Annotated in this window: 20 protein-coding genes and 1 tRNA gene; 15 read left to right on the top strand and 6 right to left on the bottom strand. The window is 67.8% G+C overall.

All coding sequences use genetic code 11. The features are described 5' to 3' along the window. Position 1: 1 nt before the first annotated feature. The 3 genes from F6B43_RS00915 to F6B43_RS00925 are packed head-to-tail and all read left to right on the top strand — an operon-like array spanning position 2 to position 3,653. Complete coding sequence (locus F6B43_RS00915) at positions 2 to 1,816, top strand: ABC transporter ATP-binding protein (RefSeq protein ID WP_246159736.1); 1,815 nt, start codon at positions 2 to 4, stop codon at positions 1,814 to 1,816. Further along, positions 1,792 to 3,360 carry a hypothetical protein gene (locus tag F6B43_RS00920; RefSeq protein ID WP_150447097.1) on the top strand — a complete coding sequence of 523 codons (1,569 nt, stop codon included), beginning with the start codon at positions 1,792 to 1,794 and terminating at the stop codon, positions 3,358 to 3,360. The genes F6B43_RS00915 and F6B43_RS00920 overlap by 25 nt, the downstream gene beginning before the upstream one ends. Positions 3,361 to 3,386: 26 nt before the next feature. Beyond that, positions 3,387 to 3,653, top strand: coding sequence for a DUF3039 domain-containing protein (locus F6B43_RS00925; RefSeq protein ID WP_150447098.1), 267 nt, complete (start codon positions 3,387 to 3,389; stop codon positions 3,651 to 3,653). Here the strand turns inward: F6B43_RS00925 and F6B43_RS00930 are convergent. Further along, complete coding sequence (locus F6B43_RS00930) at positions 3,632 to 4,999, bottom strand: nicotinate phosphoribosyltransferase (protein ID WP_150447099.1); 1,368 nt, start codon at positions 4,997 to 4,999, stop codon at positions 3,632 to 3,634. The two genes, F6B43_RS00925 and F6B43_RS00930, sit on opposite strands and share 22 nt — an antisense overlap. 66 nt (positions 5,000 to 5,065) lie before the next feature. Between F6B43_RS00930 and murI the strand changes: the two genes are divergently transcribed. The 5 genes from murI to F6B43_RS00955 all read left to right on the top strand — a co-directional run bounded on the left by murI (position 5,066) and on the right by F6B43_RS00955 (position 9,022). After that, a complete protein-coding gene (murI, locus tag F6B43_RS00935; RefSeq protein WP_150447100.1) occupies positions 5,066 to 5,935 on the top strand; it encodes a glutamate racemase in 870 nt (289 codons plus the stop codon). Positions 5,936 to 6,006: 71 nt separating this feature from the next. Continuing rightward, a complete protein-coding gene (gene rph, locus F6B43_RS00940) occupies positions 6,007 to 6,747 on the top strand; it encodes a ribonuclease PH (protein WP_150447101.1) in 741 nt (246 codons plus the stop codon). Between the two features lie 3 nt (positions 6,748 to 6,750). Beyond that, positions 6,751 to 7,350: an RdgB/HAM1 family non-canonical purine NTP pyrophosphatase gene (gene rdgB / locus F6B43_RS00945; protein ID WP_150447102.1), complete on the top strand. Its 600-nt coding sequence runs from the start codon at positions 6,751 to 6,753 to the stop codon at positions 7,348 to 7,350. 60 nt (positions 7,351 to 7,410) lie between these two features. Beyond that, positions 7,411 to 8,013 (top strand): hypothetical protein, encoded by a 603-nt coding sequence (locus F6B43_RS00950; RefSeq protein WP_150447103.1) that lies wholly within the window; start codon positions 7,411 to 7,413, stop codon positions 8,011 to 8,013. Positions 8,014 to 8,098: 85 nt separating this feature from the next. Further along, on the top strand, positions 8,099 to 9,022 hold the full coding sequence (locus F6B43_RS00955) for a cation diffusion facilitator family transporter (protein WP_150447104.1): 924 nt from the start codon (positions 8,099 to 8,101) through the stop codon (positions 9,020 to 9,022). A gap of 4 nt (positions 9,023 to 9,026) precedes the next feature. Here F6B43_RS00955 and F6B43_RS00960 read toward each other — a convergent pair whose 3' ends face one another. Then, on the bottom strand, positions 9,027 to 11,540 hold the full coding sequence (locus F6B43_RS00960) for an ATP-dependent DNA ligase (protein ID WP_150447105.1): 2,514 nt from the start codon (positions 11,538 to 11,540) through the stop codon (positions 9,027 to 9,029). A 70-nt stretch (positions 11,541 to 11,610) separates the two neighbouring features. On the opposite strand from F6B43_RS00960, the gene ku reads away from it, so the two are divergent. Continuing rightward, on the top strand, positions 11,611 to 12,525 hold the full coding sequence (gene ku / locus F6B43_RS00965) for a non-homologous end joining protein Ku (RefSeq protein WP_150447106.1): 915 nt from the start codon (positions 11,611 to 11,613) through the stop codon (positions 12,523 to 12,525). Positions 12,526 to 12,531: 6 nt separating this feature from the next. On the opposite strand, the gene F6B43_RS00970 is transcribed toward ku, so the two are convergent. Continuing rightward, on the bottom strand, positions 12,532 to 13,296 hold the full coding sequence (locus F6B43_RS00970) for a DedA family protein (RefSeq protein ID WP_150447107.1): 765 nt from the start codon (positions 13,294 to 13,296) through the stop codon (positions 12,532 to 12,534). A 56-nt stretch (positions 13,297 to 13,352) separates the two neighbouring features. Further along, positions 13,353 to 13,434 (bottom strand) — tRNA-Leu (locus F6B43_RS00975). A 133-nt stretch (positions 13,435 to 13,567) separates the two neighbouring features. Here F6B43_RS00975 and F6B43_RS00980 point away from each other — a divergent pair. The 6 genes from F6B43_RS00980 (at position 13,568) to F6B43_RS01005 (ending at position 19,767) form a co-directional block, all read left to right on the top strand. After that, positions 13,568 to 14,857, top strand: a complete 1,290-nt coding sequence (locus F6B43_RS00980) for an alpha/beta hydrolase (protein ID WP_150447108.1) — start codon at positions 13,568 to 13,570, stop codon at positions 14,855 to 14,857. Positions 14,858 to 14,920: 63 nt separating this feature from the next. Next, positions 14,921 to 15,115, top strand: a complete 195-nt coding sequence (locus F6B43_RS00985; protein ID WP_246159737.1) for a hypothetical protein — start codon at positions 14,921 to 14,923, stop codon at positions 15,113 to 15,115. Between the two features lie 116 nt (positions 15,116 to 15,231). Continuing rightward, entirely contained in the window at positions 15,232 to 15,957 is a 726-nt protein-coding gene (locus F6B43_RS00990; protein ID WP_170285526.1) for a cutinase family protein, read from the top strand. 1,165 nt (positions 15,958 to 17,122) lie between these two features. Continuing rightward, positions 17,123 to 17,782, top strand: coding sequence for an ATPase, T2SS/T4P/T4SS family (locus F6B43_RS00995; protein ID WP_150447110.1), 660 nt, complete (start codon positions 17,123 to 17,125; stop codon positions 17,780 to 17,782). A gap of 109 nt (positions 17,783 to 17,891) precedes the next feature. Next, complete coding sequence (locus tag F6B43_RS01000) at positions 17,892 to 18,617, top strand: hypothetical protein (protein ID WP_150447111.1); 726 nt, start codon at positions 17,892 to 17,894, stop codon at positions 18,615 to 18,617. Beyond that, positions 18,604 to 19,767, top strand: coding sequence for a helix-turn-helix domain-containing protein (locus F6B43_RS01005; RefSeq protein ID WP_100345636.1), 1,164 nt, complete (start codon positions 18,604 to 18,606; stop codon positions 19,765 to 19,767). The genes F6B43_RS01000 and F6B43_RS01005 overlap by 14 nt, the downstream gene beginning before the upstream one ends. Here F6B43_RS01005 and F6B43_RS01010 read toward each other — a convergent pair. Next, entirely contained in the window at positions 19,756 to 21,075 is a 1,320-nt protein-coding gene (locus F6B43_RS01010; protein ID WP_343030085.1) for a recombinase family protein, read from the bottom strand. The two genes, F6B43_RS01005 and F6B43_RS01010, sit on opposite strands and share 12 nt — an antisense overlap. A 75-nt stretch (positions 21,076 to 21,150) precedes the next feature. Then, positions 21,151 to 22,599 (bottom strand): recombinase family protein, encoded by a 1,449-nt coding sequence (locus F6B43_RS01020; RefSeq protein WP_157802982.1) that lies wholly within the window; start codon positions 22,597 to 22,599, stop codon positions 21,151 to 21,153. Position 22,600: the final 1 nt, after the last annotated feature.

Consider the following 22,600-nt stretch of genomic DNA (forward strand, 5'->3'; position numbering starts at 1 on the left):
GGTGACAGCCTCTCTGCCGATGCCGCAGGACGCATATCCGGATGAACCGGACAGCGTTGTCGAAGGCGCGCGTTCGGACAGTGGCCGGATCACCGACTTGCCACCCAAGCCGCGCATCTCGGCGGCGGTGGCCGCGGAAGTCGCCGAGGCGAAGGAGGGCAGCGCGGACGAGGCATCCGTTTCAGAGGAGGAGTCCGATCACGTGTCGGCCCCCGACGGGCCGCCACCCCCTGCCAAGAAGGCGGCGACGTCGACGCCCCCCCGGAAGCGTGCGCCGCGCCCTCCTCGTCCTACGACGGCCAACAGCGCGAAAGCGCCCGCGAAACCGCGGCGTCCGCGCGCGACGACCCCGAAGGTCGTCGACCCCGGGCCGCCACCCCCTCTCCCCGCCGACCTCGCGGCGGGTATCGTCGTGCCGCCGCGCCCGCCGCTCCCGGAGTCCGTCCCGCCCGACCCGGTCGCGGAGGCTGTCGCGGCGTCGGCCGACGCTCCGGTCCAGGAATCGGCCGACCTCGACGTGACCATGGACTCGGACGTCCTCGAGCGTGAAGCCGACGCTCACTCACCCGCCGAACCGGACAGCGCGGTCGTCGAGCCTGACCCGCCCCTCGTCGAGGACGCCGGGGATGCGGAGCCCGACAATGTTGCCATCATCGAAGGGCTGGTCGTCGCCGCGCAGACGGCCGACGTCGAGCCGCCGACCGAGAGCGTCGCGGAGACTGCCGGTGCTGAGCATCCGTCCGTCGGCGCGGACGTCGCCGCCGTTGACACCGTCCCGACCGTCGACGTCGTGACCGAGGACGTCGTGACCGAGGACGTCGTCACCGAGGACGTCGTCACTGCGGACGTCGTGACCGAGGACGTCGTCACCGAGGACGTCGTGACCGAGGACGTCGCAATCGAGGATGCCGCGATCGACGGTGTCACGATCGAGGACGCCCCGATCGAGGATCTCTCGCCCGAAGCGTCGGCACCGCGCGCCGCCGGTGAGGGTGTCGCTGCCCTTGCCATGGTGTTCGATGCCGAGCACATCTCCGAACCGCTGGGTGAGGGGGCCACCCCGGCCCTCGCGGTGCGGGGCGTGACGAAGTTCTTCGGCGAGACGCGCGCGGTGGACGGCATCGACCTGACGGTCCCCGCCGGCACGTTCTACGGTCTGGTGGGCCCGAACGGTGCGGGGAAGACCACCACCCTGTCGATGATCGCGGGACTCTTGCGCCCCACACGCGGAACGATCACGGTGAACGGCATCGACGCGACGGACCGCTCGGGGGCGGCGAAACGCATGATGGGCGTGCTCCCCGATCGCCTCCGCACGTTCGATCGTCTGACGGGGCGTCAGCTCTTGTACTACTACGGCGTGCTGCGCGGACTATCTCCTGCGGTCGTCGAGAGCCGGACGGCCGACCTTGCGAGAGCATTCGATCTGACGGATGCTCTGGGGAGGGTCGTCTCGGACTATTCGGCCGGCATGACCAAGAAGGTCATGCTCGCAGGCGCGATGATCCATTCGCCGCGTCTTCTGGTGCTGGACGAGCCGTTCGAGGCCGTCGATCCGGTCTCCAGCGCGATCATCCTCGACATCCTCGGCACCTACGTCGCGCACGGCGGCACCGTGGTCCTCTCCAGCCACGGGATGGACCTCGTCGAGCGCGTGTGCTCGCGCGTCGCGGTCATCGTCGCAGGTCAGGTGCTCGCAGAAGGGACGATCGACGAGGTGCGTGGCGAGCTCACGCTCGAGCAGCGTTTCATCGAACTCGCGGGCGGGCTCAGCGACGTGGAAGGCCTCGAGTGGCTGCATACGTTCTCCGACTGAGGGCGGCGCTCCTGTTCGGTGCGCTGCGGGGTGATCGGGCGCACGTGATCCGCATGAGCATCGGCATCGCGATGCTCGTTGCCGCCACCGTCGTGACCTGCTGGGGACTCCTGTCGCTGCGAACCGCGCCGATCGAGGTCGTGCTCGCCGTCACCGTGCTCGGCGGCTCGGCAGTCACTCTGGGATTCGCATTGGCACCGCTGGTGGTGGGAGCGACCGACCCGCTGGACCCGCGTCGTTTCACAGCCTTCGGACTGCCCTCGGGCCGCCTTGCGACGATCCTCGCACTGGCGGGGCTGGTCAGCGTGCCGATCATGGTTCTGACGGCCCTCGCGGTGTGCCTCGTCCTGGTGTGGAGCGCGCACGGGGTCGCGTGGCCGATCGGCGTGATCGGGGCGATCCTGGCGATCCTCACCTGTGCCCTGCTCGCTCGGGTTTGCATGGCGCTCACCTCGCTGTTCCTTCGCGATCGACGTTCGAGAGAGCTGAGCGGCGTGTTCGCCCTTGCGATCCTGGTCGTGGTCGTGCCGGTCGGAGTGTTCTTCGCGTCACTCGAGTGGCGAGGCACCGTTCCGACTCAGTTGAGTGAGGCGGTAGCGGCCCTCTCGCTCACACCCCTCGGCGCCGCGATCGCGTTCCCTGCCCGTATCGGCCAGGGAGCCTCATCCGCGTGGGGGAGCGTCGTGATCTCGCTCGCCACGGTCGTCGTGCTCGCGGCGGCGTGGGGCTGGCTCGTGCAGAGGGTCCTCACCACGACGGAGCGCCCGGTGTCGGTGCGCGAGCGGGGAGGGCTCGGCTGGTTCGCCGTGGCCCCGGGCACGCCGGGCGGAGGCGTCGCCGCGCGGAGCCTGATCTACTGGTTCCGCGACCGCCGGTATCTCGTGAACATCATCGTCGTGCCGATCACCGCGGCGCTCGCGATGGTGCCGCTGCTCGTGGTCGGCGTCCCGATGTCGATCGTCGCCCTCGTCCCCGTGCCGATCGCTGCCCTCTTCTTCGGCTGGTTGCCGCACAACGACCTCGCCTACGATTCGACCGCCATCTGGATGCACGTCGCGAGCGGGGTGAAGGGCGTGTCCGACCGGGTTGGTCGTCTTGTGCCGATTCTGCTGATCGCGGTGCCCGTGCTCGCGGTCGCGATCCCCCTGGCCGTGCTGGTGCACGGCCGGTGGGCGATGCTCCCCGCGATGGTCGGTGTCTGTGCCGCGCTGTTCCTCAGCGGTCTCGGGCTCTCGAGCATCTCGTCGGTGGTCTCGCCCTACGCCGTTGCGCGGCCGGGCGACAGCCCCTTCCAGCAGCCGCAGCGTGCCGGGTCGGCGAGCGCACTCGCGCAGGGGCTCGTGCTCGTCGGTGCCATCGTGCTCAGCGCCCCCGCGTTCTGGTGGGCCTGGCTGGCACTGACCGTCGACGTCGACGCGGCGATCACCGCGCTGTGGGTCGGTGCGGGCATCGGACTGGGCGCGCTGGTGATCGGCGTCGTCATCGGATCCGTGGCCTTCCGCCGCAGCGGTGCCCGCCTGATGGAATTCGCCGAGTCCACCTAGCTCTGTCGCCGCTAAACTGACTGACCATGAGCACCCCCCTCGACCGCCCCGACCAGGGGGGCACCGCAACCCTCGACCGCGAGCTCGAGGAGCTCCTTCGCGAAGAGCACGTCGAGCCGGGCGATCATGAGCGGTTCTCGCACTACGTCAAGAAGGACAAGATCCTCGAGTCGGCGATCACCGGGAAGCCCGTGCGCGCGCTCTGCGGCAAGAAGTGGACGCCGGGGCGCGACCCCGAGAAGTTCCCGGTGTGCCCGACCTGCAAAGAGATCTACGAATCGATGGTCGGCTGACTTCTCACCGGGTCTGCGTCGACGAACACCGTCGGAATCGCAGGGTCCGAACGGCTGAGCGCGAGGCCCCGCACGGGCAGTTCCTCGCGCACTCGCGCGTGGTGAGCGCGCGCAGCGCTGACGCCCGAAGGTCCCTCGAAAGCGGTGTCGATCTCGCCGGCGACGATGAGCGGCACCCGCAGATCGCGCGAGTCGGGGTACTGGGCCGCCGTGGCGATCTGTTCGTAACCATCTGATACGGCGATCAGCTCGCTCGTCGCGGTTCCGGCATCGAGGGTCCGGAACGCGGCCTTGCGGCCGCCCTTCGACCCCTTGTCCTGCGACGCCTTGGCGACCGAGATCCACGAACCGACAGCATCCTGTCGCGCCACCAGCTTGTAGACCATCCCCGCCGTGGGAGTCCCCGACCCCGTGACGACGGAGGTACCCACCCCGTAGGCGTCGACGGGTGCGGCGGCGAGTGCGGCGATCGCGAATTCGTCGAGGTCGCTCGTGACGGTGATGCGCGTCGCCGTCGCGCCGAGCTCGTCGAGCTGGGCGCGCACCGCGGCTGCCACGAGCGGCAGGTCACCCGAGTCGATGCGTACGCCGCCGAGTTCGTGCCCGGCCACCCGCACAGCGGTCGCGACGCCTTCCTGGATGTCATAGGTATCGATGAGGAGGGTGGTACCGGCACCGAGCGCGGCGATCTGCGCGCGGAACGCCTCTTCCTCGGTGTCGTGGAGCAGTGTCCACGAGTGCGCAGCGGTTCCCATCGTCGGGATGCCCCACGTGCGCCCCGCCTCGAGGTTCGACGTCGCGCCGAATCCGGCGATGTAGGCGGCACGGGCCGCCGCGACTGCCGACCTCTCGCCGGCGCGACGCGATCCCATCTCGGCGAGGGGCCGATCGCCCGCCGCGATGCTCATCCGTGCCGCGGCGGTCGCGACGGCCGAATCGTGATTGAGCACGCTGAGGGCGAGCGTCTCGAGGATGACGGCCTCGGCGAAGGTGCCTTCGACCGTCAGGATGGGGGAGCCGGGAAAGTACAGCTCGCCCTCCCGGTAGCCCTCGACCGAGCCGGTGAAGCGGTATCCCGCGAGATAGTCGATCGTCGAAGCGTCCACGATCCGGTTGTCACGCAGGTATCGCAGCTCGTCGTCGCCGAATCGGAAATCACGGATCAGGCTCAGCAGTCGCCCGGTGCCGGCGACGACGCCGAAGCGGCGGCCGGCAGAGAGGCGCCGGGCGAACAGTTCGAACACGCAGTGGCGCTCGGCGGTGCCGTCGCGGAGCGCCGCATCGAGCATGGTGAGCTCGTACCGGTCGGTGTGGAGGGCGGTGCTCTGCAGGCGCTGCGGGCTCATGCAGCGAGCCTACTGATCGGCTGCAACCGCGGAGCGGCGATCGCGGCGCGGGTAGGGTGGGTGATCGTGGATGACGCGCCGATCGGGATCTTCGACTCCGGTGTCGGGGGACTCACCGTGGCGAGGGCGATCTCGGCTCAACTGCCTCGCGAATCGATGCTCTACATCGGCGATACCGCTCGTTCCCCCTACGGTCCCCAGCCGATCGCCGATGTCCGCCGCTACTCGCTCGAGATCCTCGACTCCCTCGTCGATCAGGGTGTGAAGATGCTCGTGATCGCCTGCAACACGGCTTCGGCGGCGATGCTGCGCGACGCGCGCGAGCGCTACGACGTCCCCGTCGTCGAGGTGATCGGCCCGGCCGTACGCACGGCGATGTCGACGACGCGTAACGGTCGGATCGGTGTGATCGGCACCGCGGGAACGATCGGCTCCGGCGCCTACCAGGACATGCTGGAGGTCAACGCGCGTCTCACCGTCTTCGCGCAGGCGTGCCCTCGATTCGTCGAGTTCGTCGAGGCAGGCGTCACGGACTCACCCGAAGTCCTCGCTGTCGCGGAGGAGTACCTCGCGCCGCTCCGGCACTCCGACGTCGATACGCTCGTGCTCGGCTGCACGCACTACCCGTTTCTCGAGGGAGCGATCAGCTACGTGATGGGTCCGGACGTGTCGCTCGTCTCGAGCGACACCGAGACGGCGAAGGACGTGTATCGGCAGCTGGTCGGTCGCGATCTCCTTGCCGGTCCGGATGCTGTCGCCCGCCACGTCTACGAAGCCACCGGCGATTCGGCCGCCGAGTTCCTGCGCCTTGCGCACCGCCTCATGGGGCGCGAGGTGAGCGAAGTCCAGCTCGTGCAGACGGGTGCGATCGACCTGCCCGCCCGTCCCACAGCATCCGCACCTTCTCCTACCCCCGCCCGAGGACGGCTCACCTGACACGACACGCCTACGAGCCGCGCGCCGACGGGCGTGTCGCGACAGGTGAGCCGTCCTATGAAAGGAAGACCATGACCGACATCATCCGTGCGGACGGCCGCGCCGTCCACGAGCTCCGGCCGATCACGATCGAACGAGGCTGGAGCGCGCACGCCGAAGGGTCGGCGCTGATCAGCTTCGGCGGCACGAAGGTGCTGTGCACCGCGTCGTTCACGAACGGCGTGCCGCGCTGGCTCACCGGGAAGGGCAAGGGGTGGGTGACCGCCGAGTACGCGATGCTGCCGCGGGCCACCAACAGCCGCAACGACCGCGAGAGCGTGAAGGGCAAGATCGGCGGGCGCACGCACGAGATCTCTCGCCTCATCGGCCGCGCGCTGCGCGCCGTCGTCGACACGAAGGCGCTGGGCGAGAACACGATCGTCATCGACTGCGACGTGCTGCAGGCCGATGGGGGAACCCGCACCGCGGCGATCACGGGTGCGTACGTCGCACTCGCGGACGCGATCGAGTGGGGCCGCGCGAAGAAGTTCATCGGTCAGAAGGCGACACCGCTCATCGACTCGGTGGCCGCGGTCTCCGTCGGCATCATCGATGGCGAGCCGATGCTCGATCTCGCCTACGTCGAGGACGTCAGGGCCGAGACCGACATGAACGTCGTCGTCACGGGCCGTGGGCTGTTCGTCGAGGTGCAGGGCACCGCTGAGGGTGCGCCGTTCGACAAGCGCGAGCTCGATGCGCTGCTCGAGCTGGGCGTGGCCGGCTGCGCCGACCTCCGCGACCTGCAGGCCGCGTCGCTCGCTGCGGGGGAGTAGCACGTGCCGGGCCGCATCGTCCTCGCGACGCACAACCCGCACAAGGTCGACGAGTTCCAAGCGATCGTCGCGGCGACGCGCCCCGACCTCGAGGTGATCGGGTACGACGGCCCCGAGCCGATCGAGGACGGCGTGACCTTCGCCCAGAACGCCCTCATCAAGGCGAGAGCCGCGGCGGCGCACACCGGTCTGGTCGCCCTCGCCGACGACTCCGGCATCTGCGTCGACGTGCTCGGCGGCGCGCCCGGCGTGTTCTCGGCCTATTGGGCGGGACACGCGAAGGACGCCGGGGCCAACCTCGCCCTGCTGCTCGACCAGCTCTCGGACATCGCCGATCCGCACCGCACGGCCTCCTTCGTCTCGACGATCGCCGTCGTGACCCCCGGCGGAACCGAGCATGTCGTGGAAGGCCGGTGGCCGGGCCGGCTCGCCGCGGCCGCCTCGGGCGGGGGCGGATTCGGCTACGACCCGATCTTCATCCCGGACGGACAGCATCCCGATGCCGAGCGCACCGTCGGTGAATGGTCGCCGGAGGAGAAGAACGCGGCATCGCATCGGTCGCGCGCGTTCACCGCTCTCGTGCCTCTGCTGGCGACGCTCTGACCTTTCGCCGCCCGGGAGGGGTAGCGTGCGGGTACGGATGCGCATGCCGATGGAGGCGCGATGTCGCTCGTGCGATGGATGATCACGTTCCTCGCCTTCCCCCTGGGCGGGGTGATCACCGCGGCTGTCTTCGGCCCCGCGCGTGATCCGCTGGCCGGTCTCGCCGCGGGTCTCATCATCGGAACACTCGTCGGCGGTGCGCAGTGGCTGGCGCTCGGGCGCCGCGCGGGATGGCGATGGTTCGCGGGGACCGCCCTCGCGATCTCCGTCGGGACATCGCTGGACATCCTGATCTCGTTCGTGATCGCACCGCTGGGGTCGGTGATCGCCGGAGCGGCGCTCACGGGCATCCTGGTGGGGATCATCCAAGGTTTCCTTCTTCGTCACCGAGGCCGGACGACCGGGATCTGGGCCGCAGTGACCGCCGCGGCATGGGCGATCGGCGCCGCGATCAGCACTCTCGCCGTCGAGGGCGACCGGGGGTTCGCCGCATTCGGCACGCTCGGTGCGCTCGTGGCCACCGCCATCACCGGGATCGTGCTGCGGATGCTCCTGGGTTCACGGGGTCGGCCGGTGACGCGGGATCCGGATTCCGGGCCGATGCTCGACGTCGCAGCTTCGCTGATCACCGCCACCCGATCGGCCGCGAGCCGTGAGCAGTGAGCGCGCCCACCTGTTGAGAACCGGACTCATTCCCGTCTTGTCCGAAAGCCCCCTGATCGTCACTGCGACGTTCTAGCCTTGCCTCATGCACGATCACGCGCCGAGCACCGACGGCATCCGCGGCGCGAGCAACCGACGCCTTCTGGCCGTCTCGCTCGCGATCACGTCCGTCGTGATGATCGTCCAGGTCGTCGGGGCGGCGTTCTCGGGGTCGCTCGCGCTCCTCGCTGACGCGGCGCACATGTTCACGGATGCCGCGGCCCTCGTGATCGCGCTGATCGCCAGTACGGTGGCGGCAAGACCCGCCAACGACCGGCGCACCTTCGGGTATCAGCGCGCTGAGGTCTTCGGGGCACTTGCGAACGGGGTGATCCTGATCGTGCTCTCGGTCTGGATCGGCGTCGAGGCGGTGCTGCGCCTGCTGCACCCCGGCGAAGCCGAGGTCGCCGGCGGCCTGATGCTCATCGTCGCGGTGGTCGGGCTCATCGCCAACGCGGTCGCCATGTGGCTCCTCAGCGCAGCACAGCGGACGAGCATCAACGTCCGCGGGGCATATCTCGAGGTGCTCGGCGACATGATCGGCTCGGCCGCTGTCATCGTTGCGGCGATCGTCATCGTGTTCACCGGATGGGCGCCCGCCGATGCGATCGCATCGCTGCTGATCGCCGGGATGATCGTGCCCCGCGCGATCGGGCTCCTCCGCGAAGTCGCCTCGGTGCTCAGCGAGGGCGCGCCCAAGGGCGTGCAGGTGCAGGAGATCCGCGATCACATCCTCGGAACGCCCGGTGTCGTCGCCGTCCACGACGTGCACGTCTGGCAGCTGACCCGAGGGGCTCCGGTCTTCACCGCTCACGTCGTGGTGGAAGAGGCGGCGCTCGCGGACGGCCGGGCCGCCGGCATCCTGAGCGAACTGCAGGGATGCCTCGACAGTCACTTCGATGTCGAGCACAGCACTTTCCAGCTCGAGCCCGCGGGGCACATCGAGCACGACGACGCCCAGCACGCCTGAGATCTCAGTCCTCGCGGACGACCTCCGACGAAGACTTGTCTGGCCGAAGGCCCCGCCAGCGCGAGTGCCGCAGGATCCCGCCCGGAGTGAACTCGCCGAACTCGACCTCTCCGACCAGTTCGGGGCGCACCCAGAGGGCGTCGCTCGCGTCGAGGGCGGGCACCCCGATGAGGGGATTCTCGTCGGTGCGGAGCGGGGTGAGCTTCTTGAGCAGCGTCGAGAGGGTCGAGTCGCTGAATCCGCTCCCCACACGCCCGGCGTACTGCAGGCCGTCGGGGCCGGGAATGCCGAGCAGCAGCGAGCCGAACGTGCCGCTTCGGCCGCCTTTGCCCGGGCGGATCCCGGCGATCACCACCTCCTGCGTGCGGGTGATCTTGACCTTGAGCCAGGCTTCCGATCGGCCTCCACGAAGGTATGCCGACCGCGGATCCTTCACGACGACGCCTTCGAGGCGCAGCTGATCGCTCGCGTCGAGCGCAGCATCCACATCATCGAAGACCGGCGGCAGCACCACGACGGGGAGGGATGCCGCGGCCACCCTTTCGAGCACCTCACGGCGTTCGCGCAGCGGCAGCGTCGTGAGATCGCGGTCGCCCTCGACGAGCGCGTCGAACAAGTAGTAGCGCACCGGGGTCCGCTGCGCTTCGCGGGCGATGTCGCCCGGCCGCTCCAGGTTCATGCGCGTCTGAAGGAGCGGGAAGCTCGGGCGCCCGCCGGGCTCGAGCGCCACCAGCTCGCCATCCAGCACCGCACGATCGGTGCCGAGACCGAGGTCGACCTCGGTCAGCTCCGGGTAGCGGTGGGTGAGTTCGTTGCCGCTGCGGGCGAAGAGGCGCAGGCGCGCGCCGTCCCAGACCCCGAGAGCACGGATGCCGTCCCATTTGGCTTCGACCCACGGCTGTCCACCCCACCGGCTCGCCGCTGCCCGGGCCAGAGCCCGCGTCGAGGACGTCGCGAGCATGGGGCGGAGGTCTTCCGCGTGCGGCGGCCACGTGGCGGGCGTCGGAGCCGGTCCTTCAGAAGTGGATGCGGTGGGCTCGTCGTGCGGATCGGGCTCGTCGCCCTGTGGGCTGGCCACCACGACGGTGCCGTCCGGCTGCGTACGGCCGTCGGCATCCGTCTTCATCCGATGAAGCAGCCAGCTCGACTTCTCGCCCTCGCCGGTGGTGCGGATCAACGCGAGGCGTACGCGGCCGAGCGGGCCGCCCGGACGGCCTTCGAGGGTGGCGATGATCTCGTCGTCGCGCCACTTCTCGAGGTCGTAGCGCCCGTCGTCCCAGATCGTGACCGACCCGCCGCCGTACTCGCCGGCGGGAATCGAACCCTCGAACGACCCATAGCTCATCGGGTGGTCTTCGGTCTGGATCGCGAGGTTGTTGCGCGTGTACGAGTGCGGGACTCCGCGTGGCACCGCCCAGCTGACGAGCACGCCGTCGTGCTCGAGACGGAAGTCCCAGTGCAACGCGGTCGCGTGGTGTTCCTGGATGACGAACGTCGGCTTCTCGCCGTGGGGCGTCTCGCCGAGGGGGTTCGTCGGCACGGGCTCGGGGGTGCGCCCTGCGGTGCGTTTTGAGATGTAGGCCGAGAGCGGCCCGACCTCGGCGTCCCGGCCGCCGGAGTGGAAACCCAGTGCCTCCATCGGGTCGCCGATCTCGTCCATCCGGGCCAGCACCTCATCGAACGACAGTTGCCGCAGGTGAGGGTCGGCGAGCTCGTCCCAGTCGCGGGGGGCTGCGACGGTGGGATGCGGACGCCCGCGGAGGGAGTACGGCGCGATCGTGGTCTTGGCGCCGTTGTTCTGGCTCCAGTCGATCAGCACCTTGCCCGCACGGTCAGCCTTCTTCATCGAGCTGACGACGAGGTCGACGTGGTCGGACTCGATCGCCTTGGCGAGCTCGTGCGCGAGCGCGGAGGCGCGTTCGGTGGACTGCCCGGGCGGAAGTGCGGCGTAGAGATGGATACCTTTGCTTCCCGACGTCACCGGATAGGGCTCGAGGCCCATATCGGTCAGGATCGTGCGGGCCCAGCCCGCGACGATGGCGCATTCGGCCAGCCCCACGCCGGGTCCGGGGTCGAGGTCCAGGACGAGCCGATCGGCGTCGCCGCGCTCGCCCTCGGGCGTGAAGCGCCATTGCGGAACGTGCAGTTCGAGGCTCGCGACCTGGGCGAGATACACCAGCGTGGGCACGTCGCCGACCAACGGATAGTCCTTCGCGCCACCGGAGTGCTGAATCGGCGCCCGCTTGACCCACGCGGGCGCGCCGCGCTCGAGGTCTTTGGCGAAGAAGACGGGTTCGGGATGGTCCTGGGTTCCCACCCCCTCCACCCAGCGCTTGCGGGTCACGGGCCTGCCGATCACGTGCGGAATCAGCAAGGGGGCGATGCGCGTGTAGTAGTCGATCACCTCGCCCTTGGTCGTGCCTGTTTCCGGGTACAGCACCTTGTCGAGATTGGTGACGCGCAGGCGCCGGCCGCCGACGCGTACGAGCTGCTCACTCGCACCCCCGCCAGCAGCCATGAACCCATCCTGCCGTCCGGGGGCGCCTGCGGACTAGCCGCGACCGGTGTGACCGGTGTGTACTGGTGTGATGAGAGCGATCTGGAAGGGCGCGCTGACCTTCGGGCTGGTGAACGTGCCGGTCAAGGTGTACAGCGCGACCGAAGACCACGATGTCTCGCTGCACCAGGTGCACAGTGCGGACGGTGGACGCATCCGCTACCAGCGCATCTGCGAGATCGACGGTGAGGTGGTCCCCTACGCCGACATCGACAAGGCCTACGACGACGGCGAGCGAACCGTCATCCTGACGAAGGAAGACCTCGACTCGCTCCCGGCCGAGAAGAGCCGCGAGATCGATGTGGTCGAGTTCGTCCCCTCAGAGCAGGTCGACCTGCTCACCCTCGATCGTGCGTACTACCTCGAGCCCGACTCGGTCTCGCCGAAGGCATACGTGCTTCTGCGCAAGACGCTCGAGCAGACCGACCGTACGGCGATCGTGCGGTTCTCGCTCCGCCAGAAGACCCGACTGGCCGCCCTTCGCGTCCGCGGTGACGTGCTGGTGCTGCAGACCCTGCTCTGGGCAGACGAAGTGCGCGAGGCTGCATTCCCGGCGTTGGACGAGTCGGTGCGGATCTCGGCGAAAGAGCTCGAGCTGTCGGCATCCCTCGTCGAGAGTTTCGCAAGCGACTTCGACCCGTCCGAGTTCGTCGACGAATATCAGGAAGAGCTGCGCACCTTGATCGACGCGAAGATCGAGAAGGGTGACGCGCTCGACACGTCGGAGACCTTCGCCGACCACGAGAAGGAAGACACGGGCGGCGAGGTCATCGACCTCATGGAGGCGCTGCGCGCGAGCGTGGAGCGCTCGCGCGCCGCCCGCGAAGGGGGAGCGGATGCGCCGGCGTCGGCGCCACCGAAGACAGATCGGGGATCGGGGAAGACACCCGCGAAGAAGACGGCCGCGAAGAAGCCGGCGGCGAAGAAGGCCGCGAAGGCCTCGTGACCCGCGCTACGGGCGCGGAGTCTCGCCGCCGACGGCGGGGCCGTCGTGGTGCTCAGGACCGCGCTGGAAGACCTCGGGATCGAGCGCGAGAGCCTCGGCCTGCGCGTCCGTGATCGTCGCGCGCTCCTTCTTGGTCTTGCGCCGCTCGTTGAGGTAGTGGATGAGCGTGACGATCGCGGTGCCACCTACCGCGACCAACAGGATGATGTCGATGTACTTCGTCACGAGATCGGCGATCCACGGGACGAACGCGATCGCATAGCCGAGCATCGTGAGCCCGAAGCCCCAGAGGATCGCCCCCACGGCGTTGTACAGCGAGTATTTGCGCCAGTTCATGTGGCCGATGCCGGCGGCGACGGGTGCGAAGGTGCGAACGATCGGCACGAAGCGCGCGAGGATGACGGCCAGAGCGCCGTAGCGGAGGAAGAACGCGTTCGTGCGCTCGACGTTCTTGACGCTGAACAGACCCGAGTCGCGCTTCTCGAAGATCGCCGGCCCGCCCTTGTGGCCGATCCAATACCCCACCTCGCCGCCGATGAACGCGGCCAAGGCGATGAGCAGGCTCACCACCCAGATGTTGACGCCGAAGATGTTGTTCGTGTGGGTGAGCAGGCCCGAGATGACCAGGAGGGTGTCGCCCGGCAGCAGGAATCCGATGAGCAGACCGGTCTCGGCGAACACGATGAAGCACACCACCAGCAGCGCCCACGGACCGGCGCCCTGAATGATCGCAGTGGGGTCGAGCCAGGGGATGAGAGCGATGTGGTGCACGGTGATTCCCGTCGGTCGTAAGGGTCGGCGGTCAGAGCAGGAGTGAGCCCCCGTCGTGCGGAAGGTGGGACTTGAACCCACACGCCCGGAGGCACAGGAACCTAAATCCTGCGTGTCTGCCAGTTTCACCACTCCCGCGGGTGCGATCAGTCTACTTGTGACCCTGTGCGGTGACTGTGGGAAGCCGGTTTCGCTGCGGCGATGAAATGCCCGGATTCCGCTCGCGGGACGATAGCGTGATATCGCCCGCGTCTGCCCGTAGGAGTGCGCCTTGGACGTTCTGTGGAGACTTCCCGTCATCGACGGGCCGGTCCCATGGATCGTCTACGCCATCTCGGTGGCGCTGATCATCACCCTGCTGGCGCGCAGGATCACACCCCGATGGCTGCTGACCGCCGTGCTCGGCGTGGGTATCGGCGCGGGGCTCGGCCTGGGGATCTATCTGCTCGTCAACGCCACCAACGCCCTGGGGTCTCCGCTTCCGCACGCTGTCGGGGTGTGGGCCGTGGGGACCCTCGCCGCGATGGGTCTCGCCGTCGTCAGCCTGTGGGACTCCAAAGTCTGGCGGAAGGTCGTCGCCTCGTTCGCGATCATCTGGTTCGCTCTGTCGGGGCTCATCGGTGTCAATGCGTTCTACGGACTGAATGCGACCTTTGGGAGCATCTTCGGAATCGTTTCCGGCAATGCGATTCCGCTCCCGAGCCCCAAGCCGAGTGAAACCACCACCGGACCGCTCTACAAATCGTGGACCCCGCCGGCGGACATGCCGGAGAAGGGCACGCAGGGCACTCAGGTCATCCCCGCCACGACCTCGGGCTTCGATGCTCGCCCAGCCGGGATCTATCTGCCGCCGGCGGCGCAGGTGAAGGATGCTCCCGCTCTCCCGCTCGTGATCATGATGATGGGCTATCCGGGCAATCCCGATCCCAGTTACATCGGGGCTGTCCTGGACGACTTCGCTGCCAAGAACAAGGGCCTCGCCCCGATCGTCGTGGTTGCGGATCAGATCGGAAACGGAAACGACCCGGCGTGCGCGGACTCGCAGGCCTATGGCAACGCGGAGACGTACATCAAGACGGATGTCGTCAACTGGGCGAAAAAGAATCTGCCCATCCTCCAGGATCCGAAGTACTGGGTCATCGCCGGCTACTCGAACGGCGGGGGATGTGCGATCAAGTATGGCGCTGAGGAGCCGGACGTCTTCAAGAACATCCTCGACATATCGGGGGAGGAGTTCCCTGGATCGGAGGATGTCGACGACGTGATCGCGAACATCTACGGTGGCGACGCCGCGAAGTTCGAGGCCTCGAAACCCGTGAACATCCTCGCGGCGGGTGCGGGAACGTACGCAGGAGTCACTGCCGTCTTCACCGTGGGTGGGAACGACCCCGGCTTCATACCCGCGGCGCAGAAGGTGTCGGCTGCTGCGAAGGAGGCGGGCATGACCGTGACCTACGTGGAGATACCCGGCGCCGGACACGTCATCGACGGCTTGAACGGCGGCCTCCAAGCCGGATTCTCCGTGCTGTACCCCGTGCTGGGTCTGTCGGCGCCGCAGTAACCCCCGCCGCCGGGCTGTGGATAACTTCCACGGCTCCTCTCGCGTTCTTGCGAGGATGCTGCGATGAGTTCCGTGACGGTGTCGCCCAGTGCGCTGTCGGTGGTGACCGAGCGGGTTCGTGAGCGGTTGCGGTCTGAGCAGACCGATCCGGCGCGTCAGCCTGATGTCGCTGCCCAGGTCGCACGCGCAGAGGTGCGCAGGCACAACGACTTCGCGCTCGCGCGGGGCTTCGCGATAGATGAGGAGACACGCGATTGAAGGAGAGAGTGAGAGATGAGCGAGCGTCGCGATCCCGTTGGAGTGGTCTCGTCGCAACGCTGTGCGCCGCACTTCTGATGTGCTTTGGAGTAGGAGGAGCCGCGCCGGCCAACGCGGTGGCCGCGAACAACATGTGCGACTACGGAGTCTTCATCGGAATTCGAGGAACGGATACTCCGGCGGGCGCGGGTGCGATTCACGGCGGACGCGCATACAACTCAGGCGGATATGGCGGAGTAGAGGTTCTCCGCTCGCATCTCATCAACTTCGGCACGGTGCCGCTGTACTTCGTCGCCCTCAACTACCCGGCCAGTGGCGGTGCGTCCTTCTTCGGCAGTGTCAGGCAAGGACGCAATACCCTTGTCGACGAGATCAACTGGCTGGTTGAGCAGTGTGGGTCGTACACTCCGGCGATCGTCATCGTCGGATACTCGCAGGGCGGGGCGGTCGCTCTGGCCGCCCTCACGACCGCCTACGACGGTAGCCCCAATCTCGCCGCCCGCGCCAGAGTGGCAATCATGGCGGTGGCAGATATTGCGGATCCATACTACGTACCGAACAAGGCATACAACGCGCCAAATTCGACAACGACAGGCTGGGGGCGGCTTGGGGGAATCCTTACCGAACAGCAGGAAGAGATTGCGTCCTACAGATACTGGGGTTGGCCCCCACCCGGGGGTACCCAAGGTTGGGTGTACAAAGTTCGATCCTGGTGCAGCACAGATGACTACTGGTGTGCCGGCAGCGATGGACCGAACGCCGCAGAAGTCCACGCAAATGCTGGAACGGACAATGCATGGGATGCGAAAGAGTGGATCCAATACCTGACGACGTCGTTCTAGGTCTATGTACGTTTGAACGATGACTCACCCGCGAGCTCACTCTCCCTACGACGCTGCATCTGCCTGGTGGGCTGTGCAACTCGCCGTTGCGGCAGCAGCCAGCCTTGTTGTCTGGTTGCAAAGGCTGAGCGTGGCCGCGTGTTCTGGGGAAAGCTGTGATTTCGATCTCCTCTGGGCGGCAGGAAATGTGTTCTTTGCTTACGCGATCACGCTCTTGGTGGCGAGCGGCCTAGCCCTTCTCGTGCTCGGGAGACGTCGGAGCGAGCTGCCGAGGTCTTTCCGTCTCGTGTGGATTCCGGTCTCTGGTGTGGTTTTGACCCTCATCGGTTGGGCACTCTCGTCATTCGTCTTCCAAAGCGCACTACCGGGATAAGCCTTCGGACGGCGCAAAGCGCGCATCGAGGTTGCGGCGTGCGTGAGAGGCGGTTTGAGGAACTTCTCTGCGATGTCGTGGTGCTCGATCACCGTGCGGAATGCGGTGGAGTGGCGGTAGGTGAACGCGTTGTCGCTGATAACACGTTCGACCCGCACGGCGAGGGCGAGCCCGGATGGCTGTGCTCATACCGTTCCGCGGACCGGCGGGTCGCGCGGATCACGGTCGCGGTGACTGCGTCCGACTCCCGCACGAGCGGGGTCTGGTGACGGCGCAGCACCCGCCCCACGGTCGAAGCCTGCAGGCCGAGCCTGCCCGCGATGAACACCGGACCGCGACCGGTGAGGCGACGCATGATCCGCACCCGCGTCTCCACGCATGCCCCATCCTGCGCGGGTGCGAATGAGCGACGCCCGAACGATCCTGCAGACCTGTCGGGCCGTGTTCCTGGGACCCGCGCACCACCGTCACGCGGTCGTGCGCGAGATACGCATCTCCGCCGCGACATGCGCGACCGCACGCCCCGCTCTGATGCGCTGAATCGTGATTAACCTGCCGGCCGGAGCCAGCCGAGCATCAGCGTGGCCACGAGAGGCCCCCGCGGACTCGACGGGAACCGGGACAGCTCCCACTCGACTGCGGAGGTCCCTCCAACGTCGACAACGATCCGGGTCAGTACAGCCATGGCGCGGCCAATCAGTCACGCCGCACCGCACCGCGCCGCAGTAACCCCCGCCGCCGGGCTGTGGATAACTTCCACGGCTCCTCTCGCGTTCTTGCGAGGATGCTGCGATGAGTTCAGTGACGGTGTCGCCCAGTGCGCTTTCGGTGGTGACCGAGCGGGTTCGTGAGCGGTTGCGGTCTGAGCAGACCGATCCGGCGCGTCAGCCTGATGTCGCTGCCCAGGTCGCACGCGCAGAGGTGCGCAGGCACAACGACTTCGCGCTCGCGCGGGGCTTCGCGACGGTCGACGACGAAGCGTCGTGCGTGCGCGACGTTCTGGCCGCGGTGGCAGGCTATGGGCCCCTCCAGTCCTATCTCGACGATCCGGAAGTCGAGGAGCTGTGGATCAACGCGCCCGACCGCATCTTCATCGCGCGGGCGGGCCGATCCGAGCGCGTGCCGCTCACCCTCACCGACTCCGCCGTGCGAGACCTCGTCGAGCGGATGCTGCATGCCAGCGGTCGCCGGGTCGACCTCAGTCAACCCTTCGTCGATGCTTCGCTGCCGGACGGATCGCGTCTGCACGTGGTCATCCCGGATGTCACGAGAAGGCACTGGTCGGTGAACGTCCGCAAGTTCCTGCCCGCTTTCCGCACCCTCGAGGCCCTCGTCCGGATGGGGTCCGTACAGCCCGCTGCGGCGCGACTCCTCCGAGCGGCGATGATCGACGGCCGCAGCGTGCTCGTCTCGGGCGCGACGCATACGGGTAATACCACATGGCATCTCTGACTCCACTAGACACCGCGTCGGCGACCCGCGACAGCCCCATTTGAGCGTTTGGCGTCGAAAACTAAAGCAATGTGGTAGATTTTGGGCATCCGGATGAAGGGAGCCTATTGTGACGATCGACGAGGGGCGCGCGTGGGCGCTGCGAACGCTGGGAGCCGACGGTGTGCTGGTGCGAGAGCAGATCTCGTCCATCATCCGTGACTGCCACGAGAAGATGGCGAATGCGCAGGCGGAAGCCGAGATGAAGCACACCGGCGTGTACGGGCAGATCTGGCGGAAGTGCCTGGACGAGTTCGTCACTGTGCTCGGCCGCCTGCCCTCGGCCGAGATCGTTCCGCGTCGGGGCTACAAGCTGGTCTCGTTCAACGGGGTGATCCTGTTCCCGTGGCGGTTCGCACGGGAGCGGTCCACGGACATCGGGTCGCGCCCGTTCGCCGTGTCGGACACGCGGGTCTCCCTCTTCGGTGAGGAGCGTGAGTCGTCCCAGCAGCTGGACATCGAGTTCGAGCACCCCGAGTTGACCGAGGAAGAACGGGAGCTACTCGACACCGAGAGCAAGGCGCTAGAGGAGGCGCTGTCGACGCATTCCCGCGTGGTCGTCGTGCCGTACGCGAGCAACCCGTTCGCGCTCTACAGCGTCGACTGGGGCGAGGCGACCTTGGGTGGGGACGGGTATCTCACCTTTGCATCGATGGAGTCGCTGCTTGAGGTGGGCACGGGCTCGCTGGTGGATGTGGACCTGACGGACGAGTCGTTCTCCGACGGGCCGATCCCGCGCCCGGATCTGGGGGTGAAGGGCGACGAGGTGGACGGAGAGGCTGATGGACGACCGTGACACCCTGTTCTCGCTCCTCGGGTCAGCCGACCGTCCCGATCTTGATGCCGTCGCTGATGCGTTCGATCCGGCCCGTCTGACACAGGCACGTTTCGCAGCCGGCCTGTCGAAGGCGAGACTGGCCGAGCTTGTCGGGGTCACGCCTGCGGCGATCGGTCAGTACGAGTCGCGGGTGGTTACGCCGCGTCGTGACTTGCTGCCGGTGCTCGCGCGTGAGCTCGATGTTCCCGTGGACTACTTCGCGACGGGTCGGCCGATCGGCCGTGTCGACGGTTCCGAGGCGCATTTCCGTAGCCTGCGCTCGACCACTGCACGGGATCGGTCCAAGGCGATCGCGTTCATTGAGCAGGTCTGGGAGCTGACGTTCGCGCTGGAGAAGAAGGTTCGGTTCCCCGAGGTCGACTTGCCCGCGGTGGATCGACAGCAAGCAGATCCCGTTTCCGCGGCGCGGGCGCTTCGCCAGCATTGGGGCCTGGGCGTGAAGCCGGTCAAGCATCTGGTGGCTTTGACGGAGTCGCATGGGATCGTCGTGAGCCTGCTGACGCTGGCGAATGCCGATGTGGCCCGGGTGGGTGCGTTTTCGACGTCTCGGTTGGCTCGCCCGGTCATCGTGGTGACGCCCGAGCGTGCGAAGTCGGTGTTCGTCTATCGGTTCACGGTTGCCCACGAGTTGGGGCACCTGCTGTTGCATGGCGAGGCTGTGCCGGGCGATCAGCAACAGGAGCGTGAAGCCGATCAGTTCGCTGCTGAGTTTCTGACGCCACGTTCCCAGATCGTGAACTTGCTGCCGCGGACGGTGAATCTTTCCCGGCTCGATGAGCTCTCGCGACATTGGGGTGTGTCGGTGGATTCGCTGCTGCTGCGGATGAAGGAGACCGGTACGGTCTCCGACGCCTCGATCCGTCGGGGCTATCAGAAGCTGAACCAGCTGCGCAGCTCCTCACTGGATGCCTCCGAGCCGGTGAACGCGTACCCGGGTGAGATGCCATCGATGTTGGCCGAGGCTGCCCGGCTTGCCGATCAAATCGGCTTCGCCCAGATCGACCTCGCCCGCGAGCTGCGCTGGCACCCGGCACGGGTGCGCGAAGTCCTGGGTGTCGACGATCCCCGGCCGACGTTGAAGCTTGTCACCGATCCTTCACCCGGATAGATCAGCGCGCGGCTCGAGCGGACTAGTGCCGTCGAGGTCGGGGAGTAGGGCGCAAATGACCGCTCTCCGGAAGGGCAGCGACGTCGCCCAACGGTGGTGAAACTCGGCGGTCGCGAGACGGAGAACCCGGGCTTGGCGGTGCGCGGCGAAGCCGATCCCGCCGACGGTCAACACCCGGTCGAGCGGATCACGCATGGTCAGGTAGCCGTTGTGGTCGAGGCGACCGGCGCCGAAGCTGATGGCGAACGAAGCGAGGTCCTCGCGGGCAGTTCGTATAGTCTGCAGCAGCTCTTCCGGGGGTGGCACATGAGGGCGCCACGCGTGGCTGAACTGCTCCACGGCCGCGATGGTGATCTGCTCATCCATCTGGCAGGCATCAAGAGTTGGGCCGGGACATCGGGCGAGCGCAGTGCGGCAGCTGTAGATCCGTCGCCCGAATCGGGTCACCCCAGCAACCAGCCGCCGACCGCACCCTCGGCAGCGCAGGATGCCGCCCAGGAGGGTGGTTGAGGAGCGGCTTGCATCGCGCGGCGGGAGGAGTAGTCCTAGCTGGACGAGCGTCGATTCATCGTCGGAGATGAGCTGGTCCCAGATGGCAACGATGAGGTTCGCGGTCGGGCGATGAAAGCGCCGGTGGTGGAGTCGGTCGCTGGTGAGGATCTCGCTGACGGTTGTCCCATTCCACTTTCCGCCTCGTGGGGCGGGCACACCGTCTCGGGTCAGTTCGTGGGCGATCGCGGTGGGGGAGAGCCCGATGAGGTAGTCGTCGACGATTTGCCGCACGATCCCGGCCTGGAACGGCTCGAGCGCGCCGTTGTGCTGGTAACCGTAGTGGCTTCCGCCGTGTAGCAGCCCGCGTCCGGCACGTTGCTGCTGGGCTCGGGCGACGCGAGCTCCCCGGTGGGCGGACTCGTAGTTCGCGAACGCGACGAGCTGCCGCGCGAACAGTCGCCCTTCGTGTCGGTTCAGGTCGAACGAGCCGCCCTGGACCGCCTCGATCCGCACTTGGCTGGTGTCGAGCAGATCGAGGAGCTGCTCGAGCTCGTTCGGGCGTCGGTAGAGCCGATCCAGATGCCACACGACCACCGTCGCCGGCGCAACCGCGATCCGCTGCAGCAGTTGCTGGTAGCCGGGGCGGGTTCGTTCTCCGTAGGCGGAGACCGCTTCGTCGACGAACTCGACGGTGCGGATGTAGCCGAGGCGGGCGGCGAGGGCGGTGCAATCGTCGCGCTGTTGCTGTATGGACGCGTGCTCGCTGGTGCGGTTGGCGGAGATTCGTAGGTAGATCAGGGCGGTGTCGGGCTGGATGGCAGGCTCCGGCGCCGCCGCGCACTCCTGGTCGCCACTCCGCTGTGGGGCATGAGGGTGCGCAGCGGCGCGAGGTCAGGACGCGTAGGTGATGCGGATTCGGGCAGGGTCGAAGCCGCGACCCGGGCGGCCGGGGGCGATGGTGAGCTTGCGGATCAGCGTCGTGATCACCGCGCGTCGATCGGCCACGTTCAGGCGCCGCCACCAGGATTCCAGCCCGGCAGGATCGCCGATCGGCACCGTTAGCAGCCCGACGGCGCCGGCCGCGGCGAGCTGCCGGTGCGCCGCCTGCAGCGCCTCCTCGGCTGCCCGTTGCCCGGACATACGTTCCCTTGGGGTGATGAGCCCCGCGGCGCTGTCCTGCTCAAGCAGTGCGATCCGCTGGTTGGTCTCCACGATCTGTTCCACCAGGGCACTGATCGGCGAGGTGTCGGAGGCAGGCCGGGGCCGCCCGAGCCGGTGGAGGATGCCCCTGGTGACCTCGTCGTCAAGCAATGGGGCGCTGATGCTCAGACCGCCCCGTTCCGGATGGGAAGGGTCCTTCTGGCAGACGTATCGGAGGGTTGGGTTCGCGCCGGGGGCGGATGTGTGGCCGGCGATTGTCAGGCCTGCACCGCACTTACCGCACCGTGCGATCCCGCCCAACAGGCTCGGCCGCGCCGTCGTGGTGCGCCGCCGGGCCGGGTCGGCGAGGATCGCACGAATCCGCGCCGTCTCTTCCGGGGTGATGATCCGCTCCCAATCACCAGGACCGAGGATTTCCCGCCCGCCGGCGGGATCCGCGCGGGTGCCGGGGGAGTACGCGCGCTGCCCGGAGATGCGCGCAGAGGCCAGCACGCTGCGCACCGTGTACGGGTGCCACAGCCCCGACGTGTCGCTCCCGGCGCGCAGCGGAGGGATCTGTGAGCGGTTCAGCCAGGCGGTGATCGATCGGATCGACTCGCCGGCGAGGAAGCGGTCGGCCATCTGCCGGATCACCGCGGCCTGCTCCGCGATGAGCACCCCGCCCGGCCCGTAGCCGTAGCGGGCCGGCCCGTGCCAGCGGCCCTGCTCCGCCAGTCGCTGGTTCGCGCGCTTGACCCGGTCGGACTTGTGCCCGGACTCGTAGGCGGCGATCGCGACGAGCTGCCTGGCCATCAGCCGGCCCTCGCTCGTGTTCAGATCGAACCCGCCGCCCTGCACCGACTCGATCCGCACCGGATGGTGCTCGACCAGGTCGATGAGGCCCTCCAGCTCGCGCGGCTGCCGGTAGAGGCGATCGACATGCCACACCACGATGTGGGTGACACCGCCCTCCACCTGCGCGATGAGGGCGTCATAGCCGGGGCGCCGGCCCCCGTCGAACGCCGAGACGTCGTTGTCGATGAATACCGGCGGATCATCGAAACCTAACCGCGCCGCCAAGGCCAGGCAGTCCTCCTGCTGGCGCAGCACCCCGGCACGCACCCCGGCGCGATCCTGCGAGATCCGTAGATACACCGCCGCAGCGGCCCGTTCGGCCCTGTCCAGGTTCAAGTCGTTCACG

Origin of the sequence: Microbacterium rhizomatis, from assembly GCF_008710745.1 — a bacterium.
Taxonomy (GTDB): domain Bacteria; phylum Actinomycetota; class Actinomycetes; order Actinomycetales; family Microbacteriaceae; genus Microbacterium; species Microbacterium rhizomatis.